This window comes from Actinomadura sp., from assembly GCF_044508335.1.
Taxonomy (GTDB): domain Bacteria; phylum Actinomycetota; class Actinomycetes; order Streptosporangiales; family Streptosporangiaceae; genus Spirillospora.
Genome location: NZ_JBIQHY010000013.1, coordinates 35,536 through 50,647 on the forward strand (window position 1 = coordinate 35,536; position 15,112 = coordinate 50,647).

Sequence of the window (15,112 nt, forward strand, 5' to 3'; positions counted from 1 at the left end):
TCGGCCCGGACCGTCCCGCCGGGCCGATCGCCGTGGTCACAGCCTCCCCCGGCCGGCGTCCGGGCCGCCTCCGTGCTCACCACGGAAACGTCCACGGACGCCGGGTCGGTGCCGCGTCAGGAGGGCCTGCCCGCCAGGGCGGCCTTCACCCCGGCCTTCACCCCGGCCTCACTCGGCCGTCTCTTCGCCGGCGACGATCCCGGCCGGCCGGCCTCCGGGCGCGGACCGGCGGGCCGGAGCGGACGGCGCGGTAGCTTTACCTGGTCGTAATCCAGTGGCGCGGCCTCTGTAGACTCGTCGTCCGGAACGCCTGACCCCGATCCGAGGAGCGCCCACTCGTGGCTCTTGTCGTGCAGAAGTACGGTGGCTCCTCCGTCGCCGACGCCGACGGCGTCAAGCGGGTCGCCCAGCGCATCGTCGCAACGAAGAAGGCGGGCAACGACGTGGTCGTCGTCGTGTCCGCGATGGGCGACACGACGGATGATCTCATCGACATGGCCAAGCAGGTCAGCCCCCTGCCACCGGGCCGCGAGCTGGACATGCTGCTCACCGCGGGTGAGCGCATCTCCATGGCGCTGCTGGCCATGGCCATCGCCAACCTGGGCCACGAGGCCCGCTCGTTCACCGGCTCCCAGGCGGGTGTGATCACCGACGGATCGCACGGGAAAGCCAAGATCATCGACGTGACGCCGGGCCGGATAAGGACCGCGCTGGACGAGGGCTCGATCTGCATCGTGGCCGGCTTCCAGGGCGTCTCGCAGGGCACCAAGGACATCACCACGCTCGGCCGCGGCGGCTCCGACACGACCGCGGTCGCGCTCGCCGCCGCGCTGGACGCCGACGTCTGCGAGATCTACTCCGACGTCGACGGCGTCTTCACCGCCGACCCGCGCATCGTGCCCGCCGCCCGCAAGATCCCGAAGATCTCCTACGAGGAGATGCTGGAGATGGCGGCGAGCGGCGCGAAGATCCTGCACCTGCGCTGCGTGGAGTACGCGCGCCGCTACAACATCCCGATCCATGTGCGGTCCTCGTTCAGTCAGAAGGAGGGCACGTGGGTCGTCGACAGCAGCGAGATCGAAGGACAGGACATGGAGCAGGCGATCATCTCCGGTGTCGCGCACGACCGGAGCGAAGCCAAGATCACCGTGGTCGGGGTGCCCGACAAGGTCGGTGAGGCCGCCGCGATCTTCTCGGTGCTGTCCGAGGCCGAGATCAACATCGACATGATCGTGCAGAACGTGTCGGCGGCGTCCACCGGGCGGACCGACATCTCGTTCACGCTGCCGGCCACCGACGGGCAGAGCGCGCTGACCGCGCTGAACAAGCTGAAGGACCGCATCGGCTTCGAGTCGCTGCGCTACGACGACCGGATCGGCAAGGTGTCGCTGATCGGCGCCGGGATGCGCTCCCACCCGGGCGTCACCGCCAAGCTGTTCAGCGCGATCGCCGACGCCGGGGTGAACATCGAGATGATCTCCACCTCGGAGATCCGGATCTCGGTCGTCGTCGCCCAGGACGACATCGACACCGCGGTCGCCGCCGCGCACCACGCCTTCGACCTCGACGCCGAGCAGGTCGAGGCCGTCGTCTACGGCGGCACCGGCCGCTGACCCTCCGCGCGGGCCGCGCCGCCCCGGCGACCCGCCGGGCGCGGCGCGGCCCTTCGCATCGGCGCGGTCTTTCATGCGCGGCCCTTCGTGCGCGGTCTATGCGCGGCCCTTCGCGTCCGGCCCGCCCGCCGCGCGGGTGCCGGTATGTGGGTGTTCGCGGGTGATGGGGGGGTTTCGGGAACCGCGCGGGGACGGCGGTAGTTCTGAAAATGTGCGTGCGACGATGGGTTCCGCCTCCGAATCGCCGACCCTCGCCGTCGTCGGTGCGACCGGAGCGGTCGGGGCCGTGCTGCTCGACCTGCTGTCCACCCGCCGCAACGTGTACGGGGAGATCCGCCTGATCGGCTCGCGCCGCTCCGCGGGGCGGAGCCTCCGGGTGCGCGGCCGGCGGGAGGAGGTGCGGGCGCTCGCCCCGGAGGTCTTCGAGGGCGTCGACATCGCGGTGTTCGCCGTCCCGGCCGGGGTGGCCGCCGAATGGGCGCCGGTCGCGGTCCGGCACGGCGCCGTGGCGGTCGACGGGTCGCGGGCGTTCCGGGCCTTCCGCGACGTCCCGCTCGTCGTCCCCGAGGTGAACCCCGAGCGGGTGCGGGACCGGCCGAGGGGCATCGTCGCGGGCCCCGGGTGCGCGACGCTGTCGATGATCGTGGCGATCGGCGCGCTGCACGCGCGGTACGGGCTGCGGGAGCTGGTGGTCGCGTCCTACCAGGCGGCGTCCGGTGAGGGCCGGCGCGGCGTCGACACCCTGCACGCGCAGCTGGAGAAGGTCGGCGGCGACCGGGCGCTCGGCAACCGCGCCGGCGACGTCCGCGGCGCCGTCGGCGACCTCGGGCCGTTCCCGGCGCCGCTCGCGCTGAACGTCGTCCCGTGGACGGGGACGCACGAGCACGGCGGCTGGACCTCCGACGAGATCGGCCTGCGCGACGAGACCCGCCGCGTCCTGGGCCTCCCCGGGCTGAAGGTCGCGGCGACCTGCGTCCGCGTCCCCGTGGTCACCGGGCATTCGATGGCCGTGCACGCCGTGTTCGAGGAGCGCACCGACCAGCGGGAGGCGCAGGAGGTCCTCGCCCGCTCGCCCGGCGTGGTCCTGTGCGACAGCCCGGGAACGCACGAGTTCCCGACGCCCGCGGACGTCGCCGGCACCGACCCCACGTGGGCGGGCCGCGTCCGGCGCTCGCTCGACGACCCGCGGGCCCTCGACCTGTTCCTGTCCGGGGACAACCTGCGCAAGGGCTCCGCGCTCAACACCGCGCAGACGGCCGAGCTGATCGCCGCCGAGCAGGCCGGCTGAGCCCGCGTCCCGCCCGGCCGCCCGCGCCGCCGTCCCGGCCGGGACGCGGCCGCGCCGCGGCGGCCGGGCCCGCGGCATGAGCGGGACGCCGCGCGCGGGCTTTAGGGTGGCATGCGTGACCGAGACGAAGGCCGTGAAGTCCGAGCAGACGCGGGCCGTGATCGTCGAGACGGCGCTGCGCCTGTTCCGGGAGCGCGGATACGAGGCGACGACGATGCGGGCGATCGCCAAGGAGGCGGGCGTCTCGGTCGGCAACGCCTACTACTACTTCGGGTCCAAGGAAGAGCTGATCCAGGCGTACTACGACGAGCTGCAGGAGGAGCACGTCGCCGCCTGCCGGGCCGTCCTCGACACCGAGACGGGGTTCGCGCCCCGGCTGCTCGGCGTGCTGCGGGCCCGCGTCGACACGATGGTCCCGTACCACGAGTTCGCCGGGAAGTTCTTCAAGTTCGCCGCCGAGCCGACCAGCCCGCTCAACCCGTTCAGCGCCGAGTCCGGCCCGGCCCGCGAGTCGGCGGTCGCGATCTACCGCGAGGTCGTCGAAGGCTCCGACCTGAAGATCGACAAGGAGTTCCGCGCGGAGCTGCCCGAGCTGCTGTGGATCTACTCGATGGGCATCGTCCTGTACTGGGTGCACGACAGCTCGCCCGGCTGCCGCAAGACGTACCTCCTCGTCGAGCGGACGGTCCCGCTCGTCGACCGCATGGTGTCGATGTCCCGCCTGCCCGGCTTCAAGTCGGTGACGCGCGAGCTGGTCGGCATCATCCGCGAGGTCCGCGGCTGACCGCCGCCCGGCCGGCGGCCGCGGGGGTCAGCGGAAGGTGATGTCCCAGTGGTCCTTCTCGCGGGCGAACACCGTGCCGTCCGGTGCGCGGTGGAGGCGGGCGCCGTCGCCGCGCGTGCCCGCGGCCGGGTAGCGCTTGATCGCCCGGTCTACGCACCGGCTTGGCGCGATGTCGAGCTTGTAGCCGTTCGCGTGGCTGTAGGTGCCGGGCGCGTGGCCGCGCTCGGTGCCGCCGGTGACGGTGACCTTGCAGCCGCTCGACTTCGCGAAGCCGATCAGGCCCTTGACCGTCCCCCAGCGGACGCCCTCGAACGAGGTGCAGGTGCGGATCGTCCGGTCGGAGCAGCCCCCGGTCGAACGCCACCGGATGCCGTTGCCGCGCAGCACGTACTCGGCGAACCGCTGCTCCAGCCGCAGCGACTCGGGCAACTCGGGCAGGGAGCCCTTCTCCGGGACGTCCTGCGCCGACGTCAGCGTCGCGTCGCCGGTATCCGGCGGAGCGGGTGACGGCGTGCCTTCCTGCTGTGCGGGCGTGCCGGGGGTCAGAAGGGCGTCGCGAGTGGGGGTGCCGCCGGGCGACGGGCTGGGCGATGCCGGACGAGGAGCCGGCGGCGTCTTCGGCGACGGTGCGCCGCTCGGCTCGGACGAGATCTCGTCCGGGGCCGGTGTGCTCGACCCGGCCGTGTCGGGGACGGCCCCGCGCGCGGGCGGGGCGGCGAGTACCGGGGCGGGGGTGAGGGTCGTGGCGGCGACGGTCAGGGACATCGCCAGCGCCGTGAGGCGGCGGGCCGGGCGGCGCCGGCCCGGTATTCGGTCGGCGAAGGCGTGCCGGACGTGCGCGTGGGCGTGCCGCGGGCGTGTCATCGTGCTCCCCCCATCGGTGATCTTCGATTACCGGGGGGTGGGCCGCGCCGTCATGATCAGCGGCCGGTCCGTGCATGCCCGAGGTCCGATCTTGTAAACCGGGGGGCGGGCGGCCGTCCCGCCCGTCCCCCGGAAAGATCACGACATGCCGAGATGTTTGCGGGCGAAGTTCATCTCCGCGGCCATCTGCGCGATCCGCTCCTCGACGACGAGGGAGCCGTGGCCCGCGTCGTACCGGTACACCTCGTGCGGAAGGCCCAGCTCGGCGAGCCGGCCGAGGTAGTTCTCGATCTGCCGGATGGGGCAGCGCGGGTCGTTCTCCCCGGCCAGGATCAGCACGGGCGCCCGCACCCGCGAGACGTAGGTGATCGGGGACGACTCGCGGTAGCGGTCCGGGACCTCGTCGGGCGAGCCGCCGAACAGCGAGCGGTCGAACGCCTGGAGGCCCTCCATCTCGTCCTCGTACGCGGCGACGTAGTCGGCGACGGGAACGGCGGCGACGGCGACGCTCCAGTCGTCCGGCCGCGTGCCGATGCCGAGCAGGGTGAGGAAGCCGCCCCACGAGCCGCCCGTGAGCACGAGCCGGTCCGGGTCGGCGAGGCCCGACTCGACGGCCCAGTCGCGGACCGCCGTGATGTCCTCCAGCTCGGTGAGCCCGACGCGGCCCTCGATGGCGTCCCGCCACTGCGAGCCGTAGCCGGTGGAGCCGCGGTAGTTGACGCGGACGACCGCGAACCCGTGGTCGACCCACGCGGCGGCCGCCGGCGAGAACGAGTCGTCGTCCTGCGCCGTGGGGCCGCCGTGGACGTCGAAGACGGCCGGGTAGGGCCGGTCTCCGTCCGGCTTGCTGACCAGCGCGTGGATGCGGCCGCCGGGGCCGTCCACCCACACGTCCTCCACGGGGACGGACGGCGGCGCCGCGGGCCCCGGCGGGGTGAGGACGACCTCGCCGGACGTGGAGCGGATCACCGGCGGCTCGGCCGCCGACGACCAGGAGAACTCGACCGTGCCGTCCGGGCGGACGTCGGCGCCGCCGATCACCCCGCGCGGCGTGTCGATCCTGGTGAGCCGCCCGGAGCCGAGGTCGTACCGGTACAGCTCGTCGCGCGCCTCGTGCGAGTGGGAGACCAGCAGGGCCGTCCCGTCCGGGTACCAGCCGGCGCCGATCTCTCCGGGCAGGTCGAGGACGATCTCGCGCTCGGTCCCGGCGACCGGATCCCAGATGAGCATCTCGTCCCGGCCGCGCCGCTCATGGTCGACCAGCAGCCGCGGATCGCCGTCGACCGGGGAGAACCCGGCGCCGTAGACGCCCTTGCCGGGGCCGTCCCACAGGTCGGCGACCGTGGACCCGTCCGGGCGGAGCACGCGCAGCGCCATGTGCCGGCTGTCGCCGTGCTCGCTGTGGCCGATCGCGATGAGGGTCTCGTCGCGCGAGAGGGCGGCGACGTGGGCGTCCTCCGCGTGGTGGTAGAGCACCTCTGGCTCCGCCCCCGGGCGGCACAGGTGGATGGTGTTGCCCTGCTCGGTCGTCCGCCCGACGACGGCGAGCCCGCTGCGGCCCAGGGACAGCCCCGAGGGATAGGACGGCTCCAGCCCGGGAACGGCGGGCTCGCTCTGCGTCCCCTCGAACGGGACGCGGTTCCAGACGCCGAACTCGTCTCCGTCGGTGTCCGCGAACCACCACACCCATTCGCCGGACGGGTCGATGGCGCCCATCCACGTTCCGTTGGGGCGATCGGTCATCTGCCGCTGCGCACCGGTCTCCCGGTCCCACGCGTAGATCTCCCACGTCCCGGTCGCGTTCGACCGGTAGATGCTGCGGTGCGGGGCGTCACGCGCCCATCGGGGCAGGCTCATCCGGGCGGCCCGGAAACGCGCCTTCCAGCGCTCGTCGTCGACCATGCCCCCAGTATCCCGACCTCAGGAGGTGGTGAGGCGGCCCAGCAGCTGGTCGATCGCGGCGCGGACCTGGCGGTCCATGGCGCGCGCGAACCCCGCCTCGACCGTGACCTGCGCGCCGGGCCGCAGCCGGGCGAGCGTGTCGGTCAGCTCGGCGAGGTCGTGGTCCTCGATGCTCTTCACGACGTGCGTGGTGATCAGCCGGACGAACATGGCGGCGAGGTCGTCCATGCTGCGCTGGAGCTCCTGCCCGGCCGACAGCACCGCGTCGAGCGGCACCCCGGCGCGGACGAGCGTCACGGTCGCCTCGAGCTGGCGGCGGCTCCAGTGGGTGACGCGGTCTCCGTCGACCTCGATGTGGCCGAGCGCGACGGCCCGCTCGACCGCGTCCGGGCCGACCTCGCCGGGGAACAGCGCCGCCAGCTCGTCCAGCGTCATCGTGACGGGGACCTCGTTCGACCACGGCGCCGTCACGGCCTTCTCCACGCCGAGGACGGCCTCGATGTCGCGGCCCTGCTCCCACGCCGCCAGCAGTTCCCGGATGCCCTCCAGGGTGTGCCCGCGTTCGAGCAGGTTCCCGATCATGCGGAGGCGGGCGAGGTGGTCCTCGGAGTAGAGGCCGATGCGCCCCTCGCGGCGGGGCGGCGGCAGCAGCTTGCGCTCCTGGTAGTAGCGCAGCGTCCGGACGGGGACGCCGGCCGCCGAGGCGAGCTCGCCGATGCGGTACTCGCGGCCACCGCCGCCGGGACGGTCCTCCGCCGGCTCTTCGCCCTCCGTCGGCTCTTCGCTCACGGGCGCCAGCATATTCGCGGGCGGAGCCGATCGCGTGCTCCGCCGGCCGTCACGGGGCCCGCCGCGCGGTCCTGATCCTGCGTTGTCGGCGGCGCCGCCGCTCCTTCGACGCCGGTGCCGGGTCTACGGCGAGCAGGTCGCGGAGGGTGCGGGGAAGGATGTCCTCGCGCCGGTCGGTGAACGGTGAACGCATCGAAAGATCTCCCTGTCGGAGTGTCAGGCGGCGGTGGCCAGTTCCGGGTACGCCTCGGACACGGTGCTGAGCGCCCAGCGCATCCGGGTGCTGTAGATCTCGGGGTGGTCGCCCGCCTCCTGCGCGACGAGCGCGAGGCAGACGGTGCGGTCCCCGCCGCAGGCGCCGATCCGGTCGGCGATCGCCGCGCGGACCCGCTCGGCGGAGGGGCGGTCGGACTGCTGCAGCCCGCTGCAGAACAGGATCTCCGCCAGGTCGGAGGTCGTCATCGAGGTGAGGGTCGGCGTGTTCGACATCGTGTGCCTTCTTCCTGCGGAGGGGCCTCGTTCCCCTGCTGCCGGATATGACTCTGCCCGCCGGGTGAATTAACCGCCATAGGGGAAAACCCCTAACCGCGCCCGAGTCATCCCTGATACGGCGGCTTATCCGACCCCGGTCCGGCGGGCTCCGGACCGCGGATCCCGTCCGCGAGCGCCGCCCGGAACGCGCGCACGGCCGGATGCTCCCCGCCGCCCCGCCGGGAGGCGGTGAACAGCCGGCGGATCCGGTCCTCCTCCGGCAGCCGGACGACCGGGACCGTCGGCGGGCGCCCCGCCCACACCAGGCCGGGCAGCAGCGCGGCGGCGTGGCCGCGCTCCACCAGCCGCAGGTGGAGCAGCAGGTCGGTGGACTCGAACCGCACGTCCGGCTCGAACCCGGCCGCGCGGCACAGCCTCACCGCCCACTGCCGGGACGCCGTCCCCACCGGCTCCATGACCCACGGGACTCCCGCCGAACCGCGCAGGCCGGCGCCCGGCGGCGCGTCGCCCGGCAGCGCCAGCCGTATCTCGTCCTCGCCGAGCTCGGCGTACTCGATCCCGGCGGGGCGCGGCCCCGGCTCCCCCGGGTACTCCTCGGTGATCACGAGGTCGAAGTCCCGCGCGAGCAGCGCGGGCAGCGCGCTCTCCGGCTCCCGCTGGGTGATCTCGATCCGCAGCCGCGGGTGCGCGGCGCGCAGCCGGGTGAGCGCGTCCGGGACGAGCGCGAGCGCGGCGGTCTGGAACGCGGCGACCCGCAGCACCCCGGTGATGCCCTCCAGCGACGCCGCGAGATCGGCCTCCGCGCGTTCGAGGCGCTCCAGCACCGCCTCGGTGTGCGCGACGAGGATCTCCGCCTGCGGCGTCAGCCGGACCCGGCGCCCCGCCGGCTCCAGCAGCGGCACCCCGGCCTCCCGCTCCAGGACGGACAGCTGCTGCGAGATCGACGACGGGCTGTAGGAGAGGGCCTCGGCGACGGCGGCGAGCGTCCCGCGGTGCTTCAGCTCGCGCAGCAGGCGGAGCCGGTGCAGATCCAGCATGGTCGTCCCATTCGTCGGCTGAACTGATGATTATCGCTCGAAAACATTCGCTGGACCGACCATAGGCGGCTGCGGAAGCGTATCGGCCATGGCCAACGCCCCCGCCCGCTGGTTCGCCCGCGCCGCCGCCCGCGCATGGACGTGCCCGCCCGCGCCCCGCGACGTCCCCGCCTTCCACCGCGCGCTCCCCGGATACGCCCCGACACCGCTCGCCGAAATGCCGCCGCTGGCCGCCGAACTGGGCGCCGGGCGCGTCTTCGTGAAGGACGAGTCGTCCCGCCTCGGACTGCCCGCCTTCAAGATCCTCGGCGCCTCCTGGGGGATCTACCGGGCGCTCCGCGAGCGGCACGGCCTGCCGGACGTCCCCCTGCGGCGGCTCCGCGAGGCGGGTTCCGTCCGGCTGGTCACCGCCACGGACGGCAACCACGGCCGCGCCGTCGCCGCGATGGCCCGCCTCCTGGACCTGCCGGCCGACGTCTACGTCCCGTACGGGGCGCACCCCGCCGCCATGGCCGCGATCAAGGCGGAGGGCGCCGGCCTCACCGAGGTCCTGGGCCCGTACGACGAAGCGGTGCGCCTCGCGGCGGACGCGGCGGCCGCCGACCCCTGCGCCCTCCTCGTGCAGGACACCGCATGGCCCGGCTACGAGCGCGTCCCCCAGTGGATCGTCGAGGGCTACTCCACCCTCTTCACCGAGATCGACGAGCAGCTGGCCGCGGCCGGCGCCGCCCCGGCGGGCCTGGTGGCCGTTCCGGTCGGCGTGGGTTCGCTCGCCCAGGCGGCCGTGACCCACTACAGGTCGGGCTCCGCCAGACCGGCCGTCCTCTCCGTGGAACCGGACGCCGCGCCATGCGTCCTGGCGAGCCTCCACCGGGACGAGCTAGTGACCGTCGAGACGGGCTCGACCGCCATGGCGGGCCTCAACTGCGCCACCCCGTCCACCCTGGCCTGGCCCGTCCTGCGCCGCGGCCTGGACGCGGCCGTCGCCGTGTCCGACGCCGACACGGCCCGCGCCGCGGAGGACCTCGCCGCCCTCGGCGTGTCCGCGGGCCCCTGCGGCGCCGCCTCGCTGGCCGGAGTCCGCGCCGCCCTGGCCCACCGCCCCGGCCTCGCCGCGGAGACGATCGTCCTGCTGAACACCGAGGGCCGGGCGGCCAACCCCTTCCTCGGCTGACCCGCCGTCCCGCGATGGACCGCCGCCTCACTTAGGACATTTCGGAGATCAAGGAGCGAATCCGGCCTACGCGCCGGTAACATACCCCTACCGCGTCCTCGCGGGATTGCTTTGCTCTCGGCCCACAATCCCAGCCTGAGCTGGGAACGAGTCGCGAGGGGGTCGCACGGTGACAGGGACGAAGCCCGATCTGCAGCGGTTCCTCGCCGACCGCGTCGACGAGATCTCCGCCGAGATGGTCGGCGAGATCGCCGCCCGCGTCCCCGCCTACACGCATCTGCGCCCCGGCGAGATCTCGAACCTCGTCCAGGAGGCCATCGCGGTCTACTCGGGGGCGCGCGAGCCGCGCGCCGTGCTGCCGGTGTTCCGCGCGCTCGGCGCCAGCGAGGCGTGCGCGGGGCACGACGTCCGGCACCTGGAGTCGGCGCTGCGCACCGGCGCCCGCGTCCTCGTCCGGCGGACCGCCGGCGCCGCGGCCCGCCTCTACCCGCCGACGGCGGAGTTCATCACGGTCATGGAGACCGCCTTCACCGCCGAGAGCGCGATCGTCGGCGCGGCCGTCGCCGCCCACCGGCGGGCGGCGCGCCCGGCCGTGGCGCGCCGCCTCCACCCGCTGCTGAGCGGCGACTAGCTCTTCTGGACGGCCCTCTCGTTCGGGACGCAGTGCGTCATCTGCAGGCCGGTGACGTCCCGCGGGCCGTTCTTGCCGAGGTTCGCCAGCCGCTGCCGGTCCTCGTCGGTGAGGTCCTGGCCGGGCAGCGGGTCCAGGTGCTCGACGTCGCCCGGCGAGATGCCGAGGCCCTCGCCGACGCGCAGCCCGAGGTCGTCCTCGACGAGCAGGAAATGCCACACCATCCGCTCCTGGACGGGACGGGTGCACTGGGAGATGAGCTCCACGAAATTGTGCACGAGGTCGTCGCGCTCCCAGTCCTCCATGAGGCAGTAGCGCTGGCCGGCCTGCTTGTAGTCGTTCGTCCGCGCGATGCGCTTGCGCGTCAACCGGCCCCGGATCTCCGGGCCCTGCTCGTCGTGCGACGGGTACTCGCCCTCGCGCAGCCCGCCCATGATGGACGGCTCGTAGTTGACGTGCGGGTTCTCGCCGGCGGCGTCCACCTGGTAGGCCATCTGCCCGTCGCGCTGGTTCGTCCGCACGTTGGCGCCCTTGGCGCGGTTGACGGGCAGCTGCAGGTAGTTCGGCCCGACCCGGTAGCGCTGGGTGTCGCTGTAGGAGAACGTCCGCCCGACGAGCATCTTGTCGTCGGAGAAGTCGAGCCCGTCGACCAGGACGCCGGTGCCGAACGAGATCTGCTCGTTCTCCGCGAAGTTGTCGTCGACGGTCCGGTCGAGGACGATCCGGCCGACCGGCTTGGCGGGGAACTCGTTCTCCGGCCACACCTTGGTGTCGTCGAGCGGGTCGAAGTCGAGCTCCGGATGCTCGTGGTCGTCCATCATCTGGACGAGCAGCTCCCATTCGGGGAAGTCGCCGCGCTCGATGGCGTCGCGGAGGTCCTTCGTGGCGTGCCCCAGGTCGTTCGCCTGCACGGCGGCGGCGTCCTCCGCGGTCATGCTCCGCACGCCCTGCTTCGGCATCCAGTGGTACTTGACGAGCTTCGTCTCGCCCGCCTCGTTGACCCACTTGTAGGTGTTCACGCCGAACCCCTGCTGGTGCCGGTAGTCGGCCGGGATCCCGCGCGGGCTGAACACGTTGACGAGCATGTGCATCGACTCGGGCGTCTGCGACATGAAGTCGAAGATCCGTGCGGGCTCCTGCCGGAACGTCACCGGGTCCGGCTTGAGGGCGTGGATGACGTCGGGGAACTTGATGGCGTCCCGGATGAAGAACACCGCCAGGTTGTTCCCGACGAGGTCCCAGTTGCCGTCCTCGGTGTAGAACTTGATGGCGAATCCGCGCGGGTCCCGCGCGGTCTCCGAGGAGTCCCGCCCGCCGATCACGGTGGAGAAGCGCAGCGCGATGGGGGTGCGCTTCCCCCCGCCCTGGAACAGCTTCGCGCGGGTGTAGGTCCCGATGGGCTCGTCGCCCCATTTCCCGTACGACTCGAAGAACCCGTACGAGGTGGTGCCGCGCGCGTGCACGACCCGTTCCGGTATCCGCTCCCGGCCGAAGTGGCTGATCTTCTCCAGGAACTGGTAGTTCTCCAGCGTGGCGGGGCCGCGCGACCCCACCGTCCGCTGGTTCTGGTTGTCGTAGACCGGGTGCCCCTGCCGGTTGGTCAGGACTGGACGATCGTCCCCCGGCTGCGGTCCCTTGCTCGCAACGTCCGTCACGACGCCTGCTCCTCTCCGCGGCTTCCGGTGCGGCCCTACCCGAAAAGGGGCAAGTAAACGGCCCGGAACGGGAGAACCTCGCCGGTGGCACCGCATACCGGGACGGCCGGGGCGGACGCGTCACGCGCGGAGGGCGGCCGCCAGCTCGTCGAGGTGACCGGAGACGGGGCCGAGGGTGAGGAGGCCGCTGCCCGCGCCGGCGAGTTCACCGGCGGCGGGGGCGAGCGCGTCGCGGGCGCGCCGCATCGTCTCGCGGTCGTCCACGGCCAGGGCCGCGCGGGCGGTCAAGCACCACAGGGCCTCGAACAGCAGGTCGCGGGGCGGGACCCACCTGATGTGGCGGCACGTCGCCGAGGACCTCGCCGCCGACCACACCGTCATCTGCCCCGACCTCCGCGGATACGGGGCCAGCGACAAGCCGGGCGGCGGCTACTCGAAGCGGGTCATGGCCGCCGACGTGGTCTCCCTGGCGCGGGCGTTCGGCCACGAGCGGTTCGCGCTGGCCGGCCACGACCGCGGCGCCCTCGTCGCCTTCCGCGCCGGGCTCGACCACCCCGGCGCCGTCACCCACCTGGCCTGCCTCGACGTCCTGCCGACCCTCGACATGTGGGACGTCATGCACGGCGCCACCGCCGCCGTCGGCTTCCACCTCTACCTGATGGCGCAGCCGCCCGGCCTGCCCGAACAGCTGATCGCCGGGGCCCCGGACGCGTTCTTCGGCCACTTCCTCGACCTGTGGGGCAACGACCCGTCCGCGATCCCGCCGGACGTGCGCGCCGCGTACCTGTCCGCGTGCCGCGACGCGATCCCGTCGATCGTCGCCGACTACCGCGCGTCAGCCGGCGCCGACGTCGAGCACGACACCGCCGACCGCGACGCCGGCAACCGGCTGCGGATGCCCGTCACCGTCCTCCAGCAGGACTGGGGCGCGGCCCTCGGCTACGACGCCGCCGCGCTGTGGCGCGCCTGGGCCGACGACCTCGACCACGGCACCGTGACCTGCGGCCACTTCATGGCGGAGGAGGCCCCCGAGGAGATCGCCGCGTCCCTGCGCGCCCTCATGGCCCGCTAGGAGGCGGAGCTGCGGGCGGCGATCAGCGCGGCGAAGCAGTCGCCGAGGACGGCGTGGTCGAACTCGGCGTGCTCGGCGAGGTGGGCGCGCCGCGCCGCCGACACCTCCTCGTACTCGGGCCGCAGCGCCCGGACGGCGTCGAGGTCGGGCACCGCGAGCCGCTTGCGCCACCGGCCCCTGACCTCGATCAGCCCCCGGTCGGCGGCGTCGCCCCGGCAGAGCGCGAACACCGCCGAGCTCGGGCGGCGCCGGCTCAGGGCGGTGCCGATCAGCGCCGAGCGCAGCCCGTGCCGGTCGTCCCCGGACCCCCGCCGCACCAGCGCCTCCAGCCGGCCTTCGCCGTCCGCGTGGTCGGAGATGGCCCGCCACAGGAAGCCCTCCAGGCCGCGCGGGGCCGGCTTGTTCTCCACCTTGCGCGGGGCGGCCCTGACGAATGACGCGCCGCCGAGCACGAGGGTGTGGATGGGCTCGGCGGGCCTCAGCTGCTCCACGGTGATCCAGCCCTGCCGCCACAGGTTCCAGATGCCCGCGTTCAGCAGGTTGGCCGCGGTGTCCAGGCCCTTGACCACCGCCCCGAGCACGGGTTCGGCATCGGTGTCGCGGCCGTCGCTCGCGGGAGCCCAGAGCTCGGCGAACAGGTAGAGAAGCGTCGTGGCCGGAATGCCGGAGGATCCCATCGGCGGCCTGCCCTCGTCATGCTGTGCGTCCCCCGACCCGGTCGGACCTTACCAGGGCGGTCCGCCCTGCGTGGCCGCCCACACCCACACGTAGAGGATGAACCCGGCCGCCAGCAGCCCCAGCAGCAGTTCCCAGTTGAGCGGCGCGCTGTGTCCCCGTTTTCGGGCCATGGTCATCGTCCGTTCGTCCGGCGTACTCGGTCGATCGCTCATGTAGCCGGACGTTCCGCCCTTAACCTCAGCGGACGGCAAACAGCGCCCCGCCCCATCGTGTCCCGTCACTGGAAGTAGTTCTGGAACCCCTGCGCCAGCGAGTCGGCCATGCGCTGCCGGAACGAGGCGCTGGACATCTTGGCCGCGTCCTCGGGGTTGGACATGTTGCCGCACTCGATGAACGCGGCGGGCACCGTGGAGAGGTTCAGCCCGCCGAGGTCGTCGCGCCGGTCGAGGCCGTCCTTGCCGATGTAGGTGGCGAACGGCATGCCCGTCCCCGCGCGGTAGGCGTCGCGGATCGCGAGACCGAGGCGCAGCGAGTCGTCCACGATGCCCTTGTTCTTCCCGACGGGCAGCGGCACGATCACGTGGAAGCCGTGCCCGGACGCGGCGGCGCCGTCCGCGTGGATCGACAGGGTCGCGTCCGCCCCCGCCCGGTTCGCGATCGCCGCCCGCTCGGTGACGCACGGCCCGACACCGGTGTCGTCCTCGCGCGTCAGCGTCACCTCGGCGCCCTCGTTCCGCAGCACCTTCGCGAGCCGGTTCGCCAGGTCCCAGGTGAAGGCGTGCTCGCTGAAACCATCGGGCGTGCTGGTGCCGGTGGTGTTGCACGGCTTGTGGCCGTTCCCGACGAAGACCTGCTTGTTGATCTCCTCCGGATGGGACGCGTTGCCGCCGTTGTGGCCGGGATCGAGCACGATCACCTTGCCCTTCACCGGGGACGCGCCCCCGGCGGCCGTCCCGCCCGGGGCGGACGCCGCCGTCCCGCCCGGGGTCTCCGTCCCGCCGGGCGATGGAGTCTCCGTCCCGCCCCCGCCGGACGACCCGCTGCACGCCGCCAGCAGACCGAGACACAGTGCGGCTCCGGCCGCCCGACCCCACACGAACCCCCGCACGAGCCCGCCTCCCCCCGAAGACCGC

The 15,112-nt window shown here is 73.3% G+C and carries 16 protein-coding genes and 1 pseudogene; 6 read left to right on the top strand and 11 right to left on the bottom strand.

Features of this window, described 5'->3' with window-relative positions:
- Nucleotides 1-338: 338 nt before the first annotated feature.
- The 3 genes from ACIWVC_RS07645 to ACIWVC_RS07655 all read left to right on the top strand — a co-directional run bounded on the left by ACIWVC_RS07645 (nt 339) and on the right by ACIWVC_RS07655 (nt 3,685).
- The gene (locus ACIWVC_RS07645; RefSeq protein WP_396446412.1) at nt 339-1,613 is read left to right on the top strand and encodes an aspartate kinase; all 1,275 of its coding nucleotides are present in this window, start codon (nt 339-341) and stop codon (nt 1,611-1,613) included.
- A 223-nt stretch (nt 1,614-1,836) separates the two neighbouring features.
- Nucleotides 1,837-2,901 carry an aspartate-semialdehyde dehydrogenase gene (locus ACIWVC_RS07650; protein WP_396446411.1) on the top strand — a complete coding sequence of 355 codons (1,065 nt, stop codon included), beginning with the start codon at nt 1,837-1,839 and terminating at the stop codon, nt 2,899-2,901.
- Nucleotides 2,902-3,016: 115 nt separating this feature from the next.
- Entirely contained in the window at nt 3,017-3,685 is a 669-nt protein-coding gene (locus ACIWVC_RS07655) for a TetR/AcrR family transcriptional regulator (protein WP_396446410.1), read from the top strand.
- Between the two features lie 27 nt (nt 3,686-3,712).
- On the opposite strand, the gene ACIWVC_RS07660 is transcribed toward ACIWVC_RS07655, so the two are convergent.
- From ACIWVC_RS07660 to ACIWVC_RS07685, 6 genes are all read right to left on the bottom strand, one after another.
- Nucleotides 3,713-4,549, bottom strand: a complete 837-nt coding sequence (locus ACIWVC_RS07660) for a hypothetical protein (protein WP_396446409.1) — start codon at nt 4,547-4,549, stop codon at nt 3,713-3,715.
- A 138-nt stretch (nt 4,550-4,687) separates the two neighbouring features.
- Nucleotides 4,688-6,451 carry a prolyl oligopeptidase family serine peptidase gene (locus tag ACIWVC_RS07665; protein ID WP_396453946.1) on the bottom strand — a complete coding sequence of 588 codons (1,764 nt, stop codon included), beginning with the start codon at nt 6,449-6,451 and terminating at the stop codon, nt 4,688-4,690.
- Nucleotides 6,452-6,469: 18 nt separating this feature from the next.
- A complete protein-coding gene (locus ACIWVC_RS07670; protein WP_396446406.1) occupies nt 6,470-7,240 on the bottom strand; it encodes a MerR family transcriptional regulator in 771 nt (256 codons plus the stop codon).
- A gap of 49 nt (nt 7,241-7,289) precedes the next feature.
- Nucleotides 7,290-7,433, bottom strand: a complete 144-nt coding sequence (locus tag ACIWVC_RS07675; protein WP_396446405.1) for a hypothetical protein — start codon at nt 7,431-7,433, stop codon at nt 7,290-7,292.
- A 23-nt stretch (nt 7,434-7,456) separates the two neighbouring features.
- Nucleotides 7,457-7,729: a hypothetical protein gene (locus ACIWVC_RS07680; protein ID WP_396446404.1), complete on the bottom strand. Its 273-nt coding sequence runs from the start codon at nt 7,727-7,729 to the stop codon at nt 7,457-7,459.
- Nucleotides 7,730-7,836: 107 nt separating this feature from the next.
- On the bottom strand, nt 7,837-8,769 hold the full coding sequence (locus ACIWVC_RS07685; protein ID WP_396446403.1) for a LysR family transcriptional regulator: 933 nt from the start codon (nt 8,767-8,769) through the stop codon (nt 7,837-7,839).
- Between the two features lie 88 nt (nt 8,770-8,857).
- On the opposite strand from ACIWVC_RS07685, the gene ACIWVC_RS07690 reads away from it, so the two are divergent.
- Nucleotides 8,858-9,943: a pyridoxal-phosphate dependent enzyme gene (locus tag ACIWVC_RS07690; protein WP_396446402.1), complete on the top strand. Its 1,086-nt coding sequence runs from the start codon at nt 8,858-8,860 to the stop codon at nt 9,941-9,943.
- 169 nt (nt 9,944-10,112) lie between these two features.
- Nucleotides 10,113-10,574: a hypothetical protein gene (locus tag ACIWVC_RS07695; RefSeq protein ID WP_396446401.1), complete on the top strand. Its 462-nt coding sequence runs from the start codon at nt 10,113-10,115 to the stop codon at nt 10,572-10,574.
- On the opposite strand, the gene ACIWVC_RS07700 is transcribed toward ACIWVC_RS07695, so the two are convergent.
- Together ACIWVC_RS07700 and ACIWVC_RS07705 are read right to left on the bottom strand one after the other, a co-directional pair.
- Nucleotides 10,571-12,229 carry a catalase gene (locus ACIWVC_RS07700; protein WP_396446400.1) on the bottom strand — a complete coding sequence of 553 codons (1,659 nt, stop codon included), beginning with the start codon at nt 12,227-12,229 and terminating at the stop codon, nt 10,571-10,573. The two genes, ACIWVC_RS07695 and ACIWVC_RS07700, sit on opposite strands and share 4 nt — an antisense overlap.
- A gap of 120 nt (nt 12,230-12,349) precedes the next feature.
- Nucleotides 12,350-12,517 carry a hypothetical protein gene (locus ACIWVC_RS07705; protein WP_396446457.1) on the bottom strand — a complete coding sequence of 56 codons (168 nt, stop codon included), beginning with the start codon at nt 12,515-12,517 and terminating at the stop codon, nt 12,350-12,352.
- A gap of 37 nt (nt 12,518-12,554) precedes the next feature.
- On the opposite strand from ACIWVC_RS07705, the pseudogene ACIWVC_RS07710 reads away from it, so the two are divergent.
- Nucleotides 12,555-13,301, top strand: a pseudogene (locus ACIWVC_RS07710) (alpha/beta fold hydrolase); the annotation flags it as partial.
- Here the strand turns inward: ACIWVC_RS07710 and ACIWVC_RS07715 are convergent.
- The 3 genes from ACIWVC_RS07715 to ACIWVC_RS07725 form a co-directional block, all read right to left on the bottom strand.
- Complete coding sequence (locus tag ACIWVC_RS07715) at nt 13,298-13,978, bottom strand: hypothetical protein (protein ID WP_396446399.1); 681 nt, start codon at nt 13,976-13,978, stop codon at nt 13,298-13,300. The pseudogene ACIWVC_RS07710 and the gene ACIWVC_RS07715 overlap by 4 nt on opposite strands.
- A 48-nt stretch (nt 13,979-14,026) precedes the next feature.
- Entirely contained in the window at nt 14,027-14,149 is a 123-nt protein-coding gene (locus ACIWVC_RS07720; protein ID WP_396446398.1) for a hypothetical protein, read from the bottom strand.
- Between the two features lie 107 nt (nt 14,150-14,256).
- Nucleotides 14,257-15,087 carry an N-acetylmuramoyl-L-alanine amidase gene (locus tag ACIWVC_RS07725; protein WP_396446397.1) on the bottom strand — a complete coding sequence of 277 codons (831 nt, stop codon included), beginning with the start codon at nt 15,085-15,087 and terminating at the stop codon, nt 14,257-14,259.
- Nucleotides 15,088-15,112 lie beyond the last annotated feature (25 nt).

Bases quoted from the DNA above. Each gene is read 5' to 3' on its own strand.
- ACIWVC_RS07650 (WP_396446411.1), top strand. From the start codon at position 1,837: ATGGGTTCCGCCTCCGAATCGCCGACCCTCGCCGTCGTCGGTGCGACC.
- ACIWVC_RS07660 (WP_396446409.1), bottom strand. From the start codon at position 4,549: ATGACACGCCCGCGGCACGCCCACGCGCACGTCCGGCACGCCTTCGCC.
- ACIWVC_RS07665 (WP_396453946.1), bottom strand. From the start codon at position 6,451: ATGGTCGACGACGAGCGCTGGAAGGCGCGTTTCCGGGCCGCCCGGATG.
- ACIWVC_RS07675 (WP_396446405.1), bottom strand. From the start codon at position 7,433: ATGCGTTCACCGTTCACCGACCGGCGCGAGGACATCCTTCCCCGCACC.
- ACIWVC_RS07680 (WP_396446404.1), bottom strand. From the start codon at position 7,729: ATGTCGAACACGCCGACCCTCACCTCGATGACGACCTCCGACCTGGCG.
- ACIWVC_RS07685 (WP_396446403.1), bottom strand. From the start codon at position 8,769: ATGCTGGATCTGCACCGGCTCCGCCTGCTGCGCGAGCTGAAGCACCGC.
- ACIWVC_RS07690 (WP_396446402.1), top strand. From the start codon at position 8,858: ATGGCCAACGCCCCCGCCCGCTGGTTCGCCCGCGCCGCCGCCCGCGCA.
- ACIWVC_RS07715 (WP_396446399.1), bottom strand. From the start codon at position 13,978: ATGGGATCCTCCGGCATTCCGGCCACGACGCTTCTCTACCTGTTCGCC.
- ACIWVC_RS07720 (WP_396446398.1), bottom strand. From the start codon at position 14,149: ATGGCCCGAAAACGGGGACACAGCGCGCCGCTCAACTGGGAACTGCTG.